Here is a 12,610-nt window from a genome sequence, read left to right on the forward strand (position 1 = left end):
CGTTCTCCTTTTCCGCACGGCTACTGACACTCAGTCACATGATTGACCGGTCCGCCAATCGAGGTTCCGGCCTCCGAGTGTGCTGATCACCCGTAAGAGTGACCGATCCCGAAGGAATTCGTTCGTGCCAGTCCTCGACACCCGTGTCCCCGCCGTTCTTCTGCGAACCGACCGGAATCCCTTTCACCACGGAACGCTGGGAGCGGTGCGCTCACTCGGCCGCGCGGGCGTGGACGTGCACGTGATCGCGGATTCCGCGAGAAGTCCCGTGTCCCGCTCGCGTTTCGTGAGCGCGCTGCACCCCGCGCCGCCTCCGGACGCCTCGCCCGCCGACATCGCCGCCGCACTGCGCCGGGTGGCCTCGGCCCTGCACGGGCCCGCCGTACTGATCCCGATGGACGACGCCGGCGCCCTCGCCGTCGGCCGGACGCGTGACAGCCTCGCCCCGCACTATCTGCTGCCGCGTCAGCCCGAGGCGCTCGCCGAGCGTGTGGCCGACAAGGCGCTGCTGGCCGGGGTCTGCGCGGAGGTGGACGTCCCGCACCCGGTGACGCTGATGCCCGACAGCGCCGGACGGGTGACCGGCGCCGTACGGCAGCTGGGGCTGCCGGTGGTGGCGAAGTGGAGCCGACCGTGGCTGCTGCCGCCGGGGACGGGGCTGCGCAGCACGGTGCTGGTGCACTCGGCGCGGGAGGCGCAGGCGCTGTTCGAGCGGTCCGGCGAGGCGGGCAGCCGGCTGCTGCTGCAGGCGTTCCTGCCCGAGACTCCCGACGGCGACTGGTTCTTCCACGGGTACGCCGACCGGTCCGGTACGACGCGCGCGGGCGGCCCCGGCCGCAAGGAGCGCGCCTGGCCGCGCGGCGCCGGGCTGACCGTGGTCGGCCGCTGGACGCCGAACCCCCGGGTCGAGGCGCTCGCCGAGCGGCTCGTCGGCGCGCTGGGCTACCGCGGCATCCTGGACCTCGACTTCCGCCGGGACGCCGCGACGGGCAAGTACCACCTGCTCGACTTCAACCCCCGCCCCGGATCCCAGTTCCGGCTCTTCACCGACGCGTCGGGCCTGGACGTCGTACGCGCCCAGCACCTGGACCTGACGGACCGTCCGCTGCCGGAGCGGTCGCCGCGGCCCGGCCGCAGGTTCGTGGTGGAGAACTACGCCCCGCTCACCGCGCTGCGCCGGGGGCGGGCCGGCCGCGAGGCGGCCTGGCACGCCCGGGACGACCTGGGGCCCGCCCTCGCGATGTGGTCCCTGTGGCCGGGCCACGCGGCCCGGCGTCTTCCGCCGCGCGGACGGCGGGCGTCCGCCGCGCCGGGCCCGGCGGACACCGGGGGCCTGATCGTGCGGCAGACCACCGCATCCCTTCCGGGTTCACTGACCGACGACGAGAAAGCGAGCAGTTGCTGATGTACGACCTGTTGGTGGTCGGAGCGGGCCCCTACGGCCTGTCCATCGCCTCCCACGCCGCGGCCGCCGGGCTGAGCCTGCGCGTCCTGGGCCGGCCCATGGCGTCCTGGCGCGACCACATGCCGCGCGGCATGTTCCTCAAGTCGGAGCCGTGGGCGTCCGACCTCTCGGACCCCGCCGGGAGGCTGCGCCTCGACGCGTACTGCGCGGGCCAGGGGGTGACGGCGCGGCACGGTGAACCCATCCCCGTCGAGACGTTCGCCTCCTACGGCCTGTGGTTCGCGCGCACCGCAGTCCCCGCCGTCGACGAGCGCATGGTGTCGCGCGTCGAGGCGTGTCCCGGGGGCTTCGAGGTGGTCACCGAGGACGGCGAGATCCTGCACGCCAGGACCGTGGCACTGGCCGTCGGCGTCATGCCGTTCGTGGAGGTGCCCGCCGCCCTGCGGGGGCTGGGCCCCGCGTACGTCTCGCACAGCAGCCACCACGCCGACCTCGACCGCTTCCGCGGCGGGGACGTCACGGTGATCGGCGGTGGCCAGGCCGCGCTGGAGACGGCGGCACTCCTCGCCGAACAGGGCACCAGGGTGCGGGTGCTGGCCCGCGCGGAGCGGCTGAACTGGAACGGGCTGCCCCCGGCGCTGGAGCGTTCGTGGTGGGAGTCGGCCCGCAGCCCGCTCAGCGGCCTGGGCCGGGGCTGGCGCAACTGGTGCTACGCCGAGCGTCCGGGCCTCTTCCGCAGCCTTCCGGAGACCACCCGGACCCGGGTCGCGGCGACCGCGCTGGGCCCGGCGGGCGCCTGGTGGGTGCGGGACCGGGTCGAGGGGTCCGTCGAACTGCTGCTGGGCCGGGAGGTCGTGGCCGCGTGCACCTCGGGGGACGGTGTGCGGCTGGAGACGGCCGGCCGCGCCGGGGAGCCGGGGGTCCTGGAGACCGGGCACGTCATCGCCGCCACGGGCTTCAGGGCGACGTGCGACCGGCTGGCACTGCTGTCCGGGGACGTACGCGGGAGTCTGGCGGCGCTGCCGGACGGTTCACCGCGCGTCGGGCGGGACTTCGAGTCGTCGGTGCCCGGGCTGTTCATGGCGGGCCTGGTGACCGCGTCCGGCTTCGGGCCCGCGATGCGTTTCGTGTACGGGTCGTCGTTCACCGCGTCCACGCTGGTGCGCGGGGTACGGCGGCGGCTGCGCGAAGGGCCGGCGCGCGGACGGATCCCTGCGCCCGGTGACAGGAGGAACGGGCGCGGGGCGCCGGCCGCGGCCGGCCGGTGATGCGGGCGGGTGCCGGACGCGAGGCGTCCGGCACCCGCGGCGTCAGCGACGCGCCGCCGCCCGGCTGCGCCGGTAGAGGACGGCACCGCCGACCAGGAGCGCGGCGCCCGCGGCCGAGGCCCCGAGGACGCCGTCACCGCCCGTGTGGGCGAGGGTCGGGGGCAGCGCCTGCGGCGTGGTGTGCTCCGCGGGCGGGGTGTGGCGGGTGGGAGGCGTCTTGTGCTCGACCGGAGGTGTGACGTGCTTCTCCGGCGGCGCCTCCTCCTCCGAGGGGCCGTTCACGCACTCGTTGTCGGACGTGCGGTTCAGCAGGCCGACCACGTCGATCGTGTTGCCGCAGGCGTTGACCGGGATGTCCACCGGCACCTGGACGGCGTTGCCGGAGCCGACACCGGGCGAGCCGTGCGTCTCGCCGTACGCGGAGGAGCCGGCGTGGCCGTCGCCGGAGCGGTCCGCGTCGTCCGAGGAGGCGGCGCTGTCGTCGGAGCCGTGCGCGGCCCGCGAACCCTTCGCGTCCTGCGCCCCCTTGGCGTCCTGCGATCCCTCGTCGGACTCCTTCCCCTCGTGCCCACCCGAGCCGTTGACGCAGGCGTTCCCGAAGGCGGGGTTGAGCGCGCCGATCAGGTTGACGGAATTGCCGCAGGCGTTGACCGGCACATGCACCGGCACCTGCACGTTGTTGCCGGACAGGACGCCGGGCGAGTCGGAAGCGTTTCCGTTCGCATGGGAGTCCGCGAACGCCGGGTTGCCGTAAAGGGAGAGGATGCTCGTCGCGGCAGCCGCCACGACCACTCCCCTACTCAGGTTCTGTCGCAATCTCGTTGTCTTCTCTGCTCGAACAAATGGGAATACCGGCCCCGGTGGGAAGGGCAGTTCAGGGCCGGCCGTGACACAGGCCGGGTCGGTGCGTGTCGCGTCTGGCGTGCCGCGGACGTCGCCGCCCCCGGCATTTCAGCGCGACGATCACGTCGGTCGGGTCACCGCACGCGCTGACGGGAATGTGCACTGGTATCAACAGGACGCGCCCGGTTTGGTTTCGGCGCTTCACCCGTTTGGCCGCCCCCGGCGGCTCCCACCGGGAATCCGGCCCGCCCGCGAGGCGCCTCCCCGGACCGGGCTCCCGGCGGGCCCGACGGCCGCCCGGGGCACTGCCGCCCGGGCGCGGCCCGGAACTCCGCCCCCGTCCCTGCGCCCTTCGAGCCGTCTTTCCGATTTTCGCCAGCGGGCCGCCGGAATTACGGCGGACGCTGTTCTACGTTCGTCGCGTGACGGAGAAAAAACGCCTTTCCACCCGCTCCCGGACAATGCTGCGGCGCTCGGTCGTTCCGGGTGCCGCCCTGCTGGCCGCCGCCACCGTGCTGGGTAATTCCCCCGCCCAGGCACCGGCCGCGCCGAAACACGGCACCAATATCCTGCTGATGGGAACCGACGGCCGGAACACCATCACCGCCAAGGAGAAAAGCACGTACTACGCGGGCGGTGTCGCCTGCAACTGCACGGACGTCATGATGCTCGTGCACGTGTCCGCCGACCGGAAACGGCTGGACGTCGTCAGCATGCCCAGGGACTCCCTCGCCGAGATCCCCGCCCACCGTGACGCCTCGGGCGGCACACGGCCGGCCCACCGGGCCAAGCTGAACGGGGCGTACGCGGAGGGCGGCCCCGCGCTGACCGTCCGCACGGTCGAGAAGATGACGAAGGTCGACGTGGACGGCTATGTCCAGGTGGACTTCCGGCGCTTCATGGACTCCGTCGACGAGGTCGGCGGCGTCGAGGTGTGCACGCGACGCCGGCTCCAGGACTCCGCGACCAGGCTGGACCTGGCTCCCGGCAGTCACCGGCTGAACGGCGGCCGGTCCCTGCAGTACGTCCGCTCCCGGCACGTGGACGCCAGCGCCGACCTGGGCAGGATCCAGCGGCAGCAGCGGTTCCTGGTGTCGGCGCTGCGCGGGCTCCAGGACCGCGGGGCGCTGCGCGACCGGACGGCGATGTCCCGGCTGGCGGACACCCTGCTCGGTTCCGGGCGGGTCGACCAGGGCCTCGGTGTCGGGCAGCTGGTGGACCTCGCCGGGGCGCTGAGCCGGATCTCCCCGTCGGCGTCCGCGTTCACCACCGTGCCCATCACCGGTTTCAACCCGCTGATCCCCGGCGTCGGTTCGACCCTGCGCTGGGACGACGCCAAGGCGAAGGCACTGTTCCGCAAGGTGCGCGAGGACCGCCCGCTGATCGCCGGGGGCAAGAACCCCAAGGCCGCCGACCCTCCGGTGTTCGGGCACGAGAAGCCCGTGCGCGGGACCGCGCTGGCCTGTCCCTGACGCGGAGCGCGCCCGGCCCGGGCCGGGCGCGCCTCACCGCTCGTACAGCGCGTCGATCTCCCGCTCGTACGCCGCCGCCACCGCGTGGCGCTTGATCTTCAGGGACGGGGTGAGCAGCCCGTTGTCCTCGGTGAACTCGCCGGGGACCACGGTGAACTCGCGGATGGACTCGGCGCGGGAGACCGCCTCGTTGGCGTGGTCGACTGCCTTGCGCACGGCGGCCCGTACCCGCGGGTCGTCCACCACCTCGGCGAGCGGGGTGTCCGGGGGCATCCTGTGCAGCGCGAGCCAGTGCGCGACGGACTCGGGCTCCAGGGTGATCAGCGCGGCGACGAACGGGCGGTTGTCGCCGACGACCATGCACTGGCCGATCGGGGACCGGCTGCGCAGCCGGTCCTCCAGCACGGCCGGTGAGACGTTCTTGCCGCCGGAGGTGACGATGATGTCCTTCTTGCGGCCGGTGATGGTGAGGTACCCGTCGTCGTCCAGGGCGCCGAGGTCACCGGTCGCGAACCAGCCGCCGGTGAGCACGGCGTCGGTCGCCCGCGGGTCGTTCCGGTACGCGGCGAAGACGATGCCGCCCTTGACCAGCACCTCCCCGTCGTCCGCGATCCGTACGGAGGTTCCGGGGACCGGGGGGCCGACCGTGCCGGGGCGCGGCTCGAGGGGCGGGACGATGGTGGCGGCCGCGGTGGTCTCCGTCAGCCCGTAGCCCTCGTAGACCATGATCCCGGCCGTGTAGAAGAAGAGGTTGAGGTCGCGGTCGAGCGGGGAGCCGCCGCTGATGGCGTAGCGCAGCCGGCCGCCGAGCTCCTTGCGGACCCGCCGGTAGACCAGCAGGTCGTACAGCGCCCAGGCGGCGTACAGGCCGGGGCCGGGGCCCTTGCCCTCCCCCAGGAACCGGCGCAGATGCGCCTCTCCGAAGCGGACGGCGACGCGGTCCGCGCGGTCGAAGGAGGCGCCCCGGCCGATCTTCTCGGCGGTCGCGCGGCCGGTGTCGTGGATCTTCTCGAAGAGGTAGGGGACGCCCACCACGAAGGTGGGGCGGAACTCCCTGAGCTGGGGGCGCAGTTCATCCGGCTTGAGGCTCGGGCAGTGGCCCAGCTCGATCCGGGCCATCAGGCAGGCGATCTGCAGGGTGCGGCCGAGGATGTGGGCGAGGGGGAGGAAGAGCAGGGTCGAGGCGACCTGGCCGGTGACCTCCTTGAAGAGGGGGTGCAGGAGTTCGACGGTGTTGGCGGCCTCGGCGTGCAGATTGGCGTGGGTGAGGGCGCAGCCCTTGGGGCGTCCGGTGGTCCCCGAGGTGTAGCAGAGGGTGGCGACGGTGCCGGGGGTGAGCGCGGTGCGGCGCTCGGTGACCTCCTCGTCCGGGATGTCCCGGCCCAGTGCCGCGAGTTGGCCCATGGCGCCGGCGTCCAGCTGCCACAGGCGCGGGCGCCCGGGCAGTCCCTCGGTGCCGGCGGTCACCGCGGCGGCGTTGCCGGGGGTCTCCGCGATCACGAGGCGGGCGCCGGAGTCCCGTACGATCCACTCGATCTGCTGGGGCGAGGACGTGGCGTAGACGGGGACGGTCTGGCCGCCCGCCGCCCACACCGCGAAGTCCAGGACCGTCCATTCGTAGCGGGTGCGGGACATGACCGCGACCCGGCCGCCCGGCTCCAGGCCCGCGGCGATCAGCCCCTTGGCGGTGGCGGTGACCTCGCGGGCGAAGGCGGCGGCGGTCACCGGGCGCCAGACGGCATCCTCGCCCCTGCGGCGCAGGACCACGGCGTCCGGGGCCTCGACCGCGTTGGTGAAGGGCAGGTCGGCGGTGCTGCCCGTGGTGGGCGGCGCCACCAGGGGCAGCGCGCGCGCCTCGCGGACGGTGCCGGTGTCGTCCCTGGTCAGCTCGACCGGGGCGCGGGACGCGAGGTCGGTGCGCCGCCGTGCCCGTCTCAGTTCCCTGCGTACGCCCATGACGGCTCCTGATCGCGGCTCTCGGTGCGGACGTGCTGCTGCCGTACGTGTGGAGCTACTTACTCTGGAGTCAACTTACTCGGGCGTAGCACAAAAGAGAATGGGCGGAGGGCGGCCGGCCCCAGGGCGGGCGGACCCGAGGCGGCCGGCCCTCAGGACACCACGTCCTTGCGGGCGAACCCCCGGAAGGCCAGGGCGAACAGGACGAGCGCGTACGTCACGGAGACCGCCGAGCCCTGGATCATCCCGCCCCACTCCGGCTGCGGCTGTACGGCGTCCGCCCAGGCGAACTGCCAGTGCGCGGGCAGGAAGTCGCGCCAGTCGCCGAGCGCGGTCACGGCGTCGAGGACATTGCCCAGGATGGTCAGACCGACCGCTCCGCCGACCGCCCCGAGCGGCGCGTCCGTCCTCGTCGACAGCCAGAACGCGAGCCCGGCGGTGACCAGCTGGGACACGAAGAGATACGCCACGACGACCAGCAGGCGCTGTGCGGCGGTGCCGGGGGCGAGCGAGCCGCCGGTGGGGATCTCCAGCGGCCCCCAGCCGTACGCGGCCGTCCCCACCACCAGCGCGACCACCGGCAGCAGCACCATCGCGGCCAGGCTGAGGCCGAGGGCGACGGCGAGCTTGGACCACAGCAGCCGCACCCGCGGGACCGGGGCCGCCAGCAGATACCGCAGTGACGACCAGCTCGCCTCGGAGGCGACGGTGTCCCCGCAGAAGAGCGCCACCGGGATGACGAGCAGGAAACCGGCCGAGACGAAGAGGTTCACCGCGGCGAAGTTGGCCCCGGACGCGGTCGCCGTGTCCATCAGCGTGACCCGGCCCCCACGGGAGTCCGGGCCGCCGCCGACGGCGAAGGCGACGGCCAGCACGAACGGCAGCACGGCGAGGACCGCGCCCATGACCAGGGTGCGGCGGCGCTTGAGCTGCCGCACGAGCTCCACGCGCAGCGGGAGCGTGCGGCGGGCCCGGTAGCCGGAGGCCACCTCGGCGCGTTCGGCGAGCGTGGTCATGCGGAGCCTCCGATCAGGGTGAGGAACGCGTCCTCGAGCCGGCGGTGCGGGCCGAGCGACGCGACGGGCACGTCGAGGCGGACGAGCTCGGCCAGGAGCCGGGCCGCGGCCATCGAGCCGTTCGGGACGGGCGCCCCGTCAGACCGCGCGCCGCCTCGGCCGCCGCTCCCGTCGGCCGGGTCCGCCTCCGCCCCGACGGCGGCGCCGGGGACGGTGGCGCCGAGCGGGCCGGCGTCTGCCTCGCGCGCCCCGGCGCCCACGGGGACGGGTGCGCCGCCGGTGGGCGTCAGCCGTACCAGCAGGCCGCCGTCCGCACGCACCGCGGACTCCACGCCCGGCAGCGCGGCCACCTTGTCCACCACCGGATCGGCGATGCCGGCCGCGAGGCCCACCAGGAGCGTGTCGCCGGAACCGGTGATGTCGGCGACCGGGCCCGCCTGGACGAGCCTGCCGCGGTCCATGACCACCAGATGCGTGCAGGACTGCTCGACCTCCGCGAGGAGGTGGCTGGAGACGATGACGGTACGGCCCGCAGCGGCGTAGCGGATCATCACCTCGCGCATCTCACGGATCTGCGGCGGGTCGAGGCCGTTGGTCGGCTCGTCGAGGATCAGCAGGTCCGGCAGGCCGAGCATGGCCTGGGCGAGGGCGAGGCGCTGGCGCATGCCCTGGGAGTAGGTGCGCACGGCGCGGGCCAGGGCGTCGCCGAGGCCCGCGATCTCCAGGGCCTCCTCCAGGTGCGCGTCCCCGGCCGGGCGCCCGGTGGCACGCCAGTACAGCTCCAGGTTCTCGCGGCCGGAGAGGTGCGGGAGGAAGCCCGCGCCCTCGACGAAGGCGCCGACCCGGGAGAGCACCGGCGCGCCGGGCCTGACCGCGTGGCCGAAGACGCGGATCTCCCCCGCGTCGGGCTTGATCAGGCCCATGAGCATGCGCAGGGTGGTCGTCTTGCCCGCGCCGTTCGGGCCCAGCAGGCCGAGGACCTGGCCGCGCTCCACGCGGAAGGACAGGTCCCGGACCGCGTACCGGTCCGCCGACCTCGCGTACCGCTTGCTCAGGTCCGTGATCACCAGCGGGACCTCGGCGAGTCCGGGCAGCGGCGGCGGGGTCGCGGTGCGGCGGCGGCCGGTCAGCAGCAGCGCCAGGGCGGCCGCCGCCCCGGCGGCGGGCAGCCACCACACCCAGGCGGGCAGCGGCGCGGCCGCGGTCCGCACGCCGGGTGCCGTCGGCACCCGCAGTGCGCTCTTCAGGGACACCGTGTACGTCGCCGGGGCCGTCGGAGAGGCGAAGCCGAGGTCGGTGGAGGCGAGGACCAGGCGCAGCCGGTGGCCCTTGCGCACCTCGTGGTCGACGGCGGGCAGCACGACGTGTACGTCCTTGCCGCCGCCCTCGCCCGCCCCCTCGACCCGCATCGGGGTCACCAGTTGCGCGGGCAGGCCGGGCCGGGCGTCGCCGGGTCCGACGTCGTACACCTTCCCGAAGAGCACGGCGTCCTCGCTGGTGGACCGCACGTGCACGGTGACGGTCGGCGAGCCGGTGATCCGCAGGTCGCGCGTCAGGGGCGCCGACTCGAAGCGCGCGAACTGGCCGGGGAAGTCGAGGGCCACGCCGACGCCGAGGGAGGTCAGCTGGGAGAGGCCGCCGGAGTCGCCGAGGCCGGGGAGTCCCGAGATCGCGGGCGGGCTCGCCCCGGCCGGGTTGTCGAAGCTCTGCTCGCCGCCGCGCAGCACGGCGGTGCGCGGTCCGCTCTCCAGGCCGGGGTAGGTGTCGCCGCTCGCGCCCCGCAGCCGCGCCGCGCCGTCGGTGGAGTCGATGCCGCCGGTGCGGGTGACGCGGAAGGCGGGGCCGGTGTCGGCGTTCTCGTCGTCCTTGAGATAGCGGTCGAACCAGGAGGTCACGCGCCCTTCGACGCGGTCGGTCTCCCGGTCGCCGCCGTCGTGGCCGCCCGCGATCCAGTCGACGTCGACAGGCGCGCCGTTCGCCCGGACCGCCCTGGCGACGGCGTCGGCCTGGCCGAGCGGGAAGAGGGAGTCGGTCTGGCCCTGCAGGAGCAGGGTGGGCACGTCGATCCGGTCGCCGACGGCCGACGGGGAGCGCGCGTCGAGCAGCGCCCGCGCCTGGGCGTCCGGGTTCCCTGACTCGGCGACCCGCTGGTACATCCGGCACAGCCGTGCCTCGAAGTGGTCGCAGCCGCCGCCGGAGTTGACGAAGAGCCCGGCCCACAGCTTCTTGAGCACGCCGTTCGGGAACAGCGCGTCCGCCAGGTTCCAGTAGGTGATCGACGGGGCGATCGCGTCGACCCGCCGGTCGTACCCGGCGGCCAGCAGCGAGACCGCGCCGCCGTACGAGGCGCCGGTGACGCCGACGCGGGGGTCGCCGTCGCCGTCGAGCCGGACCTCGGGGCGCTTCGCCAGCCAGTCGATCAGCCGTGAGGCGTCGGCGACCTCGCCCTTCGGGTCGTTCAGGCCGATCTTGCCGGTCGACTTCCCGAAGCCGCGCGCCGACCAGGTCAGCACCGCGTAGCCGTCGCGGGCCAGGTCCTCCGCCTGGCCGCGGACGTCGTCCTTGCTGCCTCCGAAGCCGTGGGCGAGCAGCACGGCGGGGCGGCGGCCGGAGCCCGCCGTGAAGTACGAGGTGTCGATCCGCACTCCACCGCCCATGTCCAGCGCTCTGTCGGCGCGGTGCACCCGGGGCGCGTCGTCGGAGGCGGCGGCCGTCCACGTGCCGGCGCCGGCCAGCACGGCGACGGCGGCCACGGCGGCGAGCCACCGCCTCGGTCCGCGCCCTCGCCGGCCGGGGCCCCCGGCTCGGAGCGGTCGGGGCAGTCGAAGATCCATGCGTCAACCGTAAGGGCGGCCGCGCCCGTCCGACGGGGCCCCGGGGCTGAACCCCCGGCCTCCCGTGGGCGTACGTCCGCGCGGCCGTGTACCGCGTCCGTGGTACGCACCCGGGGCACGGACGTCTCCCTGGGGATCCGTCGCGCCGCCCCCGTCGCCGAACTCACCGCCGCGGGGCATCTGTTCGCTCATCCGGTGCGCCCGGAGCGGGCCCGCCGCTTCCCGGGCGTCCCCGGCCACCACCTCCCGCCCGCCTTCGCGTGCGAGGGTGACCGGGAACACCCCGGCGGGGTCCGTCAGACCTGGGTGTCCTCAGGGAGGGAGACCAGCCAGCGGGTCTCGCTGTGCGGGCGGAGGTAGAGGGCCCAGTAGAGGGTGGCGACGGCGGTGATGCCGCCGGTCCACAGCAGGTAGGCCGTCTCCTGCTGGGTCAGGATGTACGCGAGGACGCCGATCAGCAGCACGGGCACGGTGGGCCACAGCTGCATGCGCCAGGCGGGCGTGTGGGCGTGGGTGCCGCGCCGGCACAGCAGCGCGGCGATCGCGACGAGCAGGTACATGCCGGTGACGGAGACCCCGGTGACCCCGTACAGGGTGTCGAGGTTGACGAAGCACAGCGCCGCGCCGGGGACGCCCACGACGAGGGTGGCGACCCACGGCGAGCCGAAGCGGCCCAGCTTGGAGAGCAGCCCGTTGACCGGTCCGGGCCAGGCCCTGTCGCGGGCCGAGGCGAACAGGACGCGGGAGTTCTGGATGACCATGACGATGCCCGCGTTGATGATGGCGAGGGCGACGCACAGGCTGACGAAGGTGCCGACCGCCGAGTTCGACCAGGTGGTGACCATGGTGCCGATGTCGCCGCCGGTCAGCGCCTCCAGGTCCGGGGCGCCCATGGTGATCGCGACGACGGGCACCAGGATGACGACCGTGGAGATCGCGAGGGTGGCGAGGACGGTGCGGGCGACGTTGCGGCGCGGGTCGTCCAGTTCCTCGGAGAGGTAGACGGCGGTCGAGAAGCCCTGCGTGATGAAGAGGGCGATGGCCAGCCCGGAGACGACCAGCATCGCCGTGACGGTGTCCGCGTGCCCCGAGGGGCCGGCCACCTCCATCGAGACGAGGCTGCCGGCGCCGCGCTCGCCGTGGGCGAAGCCGAGGACCGCCACGACGGCCGCCGCGATGACCTCCAGGACCAGGAAGACGCCGGTGATCCAGGCGTTGGCCCGCAGGTCCAGCAGTCCGGCCAGGGTGGCGAGCAGCATGACCGCCGCTCCCGCGAACGCGGGGTCGAGGTGCACGATCGGCGCCAGGTAGTCCGCCGTTCCCATCGCGATCACCGGCGGCACGATCATGACCACGAGCAGCGAGAGGACGAAGACCAGCCAGCCCGCGAGCCGTCCGGCCATCGTCGACACCATGGCGTACTCGCCGCCCGCGCTGGGGATGAGGGTGCCCAGCTCCGAGTAGCAGAACGCCACGGCGACGCAGAGCAGCGAGCCGATGGCGATGGTGAGCGCGGTCGCCGTGCCGAGCGAGCCGAACAGGTCGGGGACGACCACGAAGAGCGTCGAGGCGGGGGTCACGCAGGAGAGCGTGAGCAGGGTGCCCCCGACGACGCCGATGGAACGCTTGAGCTTCTGGGGAGTGGCCGGGGCCGCGGGGACGGCGTCCGCGGGGGCGGGGCCCGGGCCGGCGGTGGCGACAGGGCGGAGCGTGTCGGTCATGAGGAGCGGTTCCGATCGACTCGTGCGTCAGACGCTGCGGTGGTGCGCTTGGTTCGGTCGGGAGCGCTATCGCCTCCGGCGGCTGTCGGTGCATG

The 12,610-nt window shown here is 74.2% G+C and carries 8 protein-coding genes; 3 read left to right on the top strand and 5 right to left on the bottom strand.

Annotation, left to right across the window (positions count from 1 at the left end):
- Window positions 1–124: 124 nt before the first annotated feature.
- Both ACFY93_RS09290 and ACFY93_RS09295 read left to right on the top strand, forming a co-directional pair.
- Window positions 125–1,405: an ATP-grasp domain-containing protein gene (locus ACFY93_RS09290; protein ID WP_391355242.1), complete on the top strand. Its 1,281-nt coding sequence runs from the start codon at window positions 125–127 to the stop codon at window positions 1,403–1,405.
- Window positions 1,405–2,673 carry an NAD(P)-binding domain-containing protein gene (locus ACFY93_RS09295; protein WP_391355246.1) on the top strand — a complete coding sequence of 423 codons (1,269 nt, stop codon included), beginning with the start codon at window positions 1,405–1,407 and terminating at the stop codon, window positions 2,671–2,673. Before ACFY93_RS09290 ends, ACFY93_RS09295 begins: the two co-directional genes overlap by 1 nt.
- Window positions 2,674–2,715: 42 nt before the next feature.
- Here the strand turns inward: ACFY93_RS09295 and ACFY93_RS09300 are convergent, their stop codons facing one another.
- The gene (locus ACFY93_RS09300; protein WP_391355506.1) at window positions 2,716–3,465 is read right to left on the bottom strand and encodes a chaplin family protein; all 750 of its coding nucleotides are present in this window, start codon (window positions 3,463–3,465) and stop codon (window positions 2,716–2,718) included.
- A 473-nt stretch (window positions 3,466–3,938) separates the two neighbouring features.
- Between ACFY93_RS09300 and ACFY93_RS09305 the strand changes: the two genes are divergently transcribed.
- Window positions 3,939–4,988, top strand: coding sequence for an LCP family protein (locus ACFY93_RS09305; protein ID WP_391355249.1), 1,050 nt, complete (start codon window positions 3,939–3,941; stop codon window positions 4,986–4,988).
- 33 nt (window positions 4,989–5,021) lie between these two features.
- Here the strand turns inward: ACFY93_RS09305 and ACFY93_RS09310 are convergent, their stop codons facing one another.
- The 4 genes from ACFY93_RS09310 to ACFY93_RS09325 all read right to left on the bottom strand — a co-directional run bounded on the left by ACFY93_RS09310 (window position 5,022) and on the right by ACFY93_RS09325 (window position 12,515).
- Window positions 5,022–6,944, bottom strand: a complete 1,923-nt coding sequence (locus ACFY93_RS09310) for an AMP-binding protein (RefSeq protein ID WP_391355252.1) — start codon at window positions 6,942–6,944, stop codon at window positions 5,022–5,024.
- Window positions 6,945–7,096: 152 nt separating this feature from the next.
- Window positions 7,097–7,960, bottom strand: coding sequence for an ABC transporter permease (locus ACFY93_RS09315; RefSeq protein ID WP_391355255.1), 864 nt, complete (start codon window positions 7,958–7,960; stop codon window positions 7,097–7,099).
- Window positions 7,957–10,794, bottom strand: a complete 2,838-nt coding sequence (locus ACFY93_RS09320; RefSeq protein ID WP_391355257.1) for an alpha/beta fold hydrolase — start codon at window positions 10,792–10,794, stop codon at window positions 7,957–7,959. Before ACFY93_RS09320 ends, ACFY93_RS09315 begins: the two co-directional genes overlap by 4 nt.
- Window positions 10,795–11,090: 296 nt before the next feature.
- On the bottom strand, window positions 11,091–12,515 hold the full coding sequence (locus ACFY93_RS09325) for an amino acid permease (protein WP_391355260.1): 1,425 nt from the start codon (window positions 12,513–12,515) through the stop codon (window positions 11,091–11,093).
- Window positions 12,516–12,610: the final 95 nt, after the last annotated feature.

Origin of the sequence: Streptomyces sp. NPDC008313 (assembly GCF_042956125.1) — a bacterium.
Classification (GTDB): Bacteria; Actinomycetota; Actinomycetes; order Streptomycetales; family Streptomycetaceae; genus Streptomyces.

Coding starts and splice junctions, on each gene's coding strand:
- ACFY93_RS09310 (WP_391355252.1), bottom strand. CDS start 6,944: ATGGGCGTACGCAGGGAACTGAGACGGGCACGGCGGCGCACCGACCTC.
- ACFY93_RS09295 (WP_391355246.1), top strand. CDS start 1,405: ATGTACGACCTGTTGGTGGTCGGAGCGGGCCCCTACGGCCTGTCCATC.
- ACFY93_RS09325 (WP_391355260.1), bottom strand. CDS start 12,515: ATGACCGACACGCTCCGCCCTGTCGCCACCGCCGGCCCGGGCCCCGCC.
- ACFY93_RS09315 (WP_391355255.1), bottom strand. CDS start 7,960: ATGACCACGCTCGCCGAACGCGCCGAGGTGGCCTCCGGCTACCGGGCC.
- ACFY93_RS09320 (WP_391355257.1), bottom strand. CDS start 10,794: ATGGATCTTCGACTGCCCCGACCGCTCCGAGCCGGGGGCCCCGGCCGG.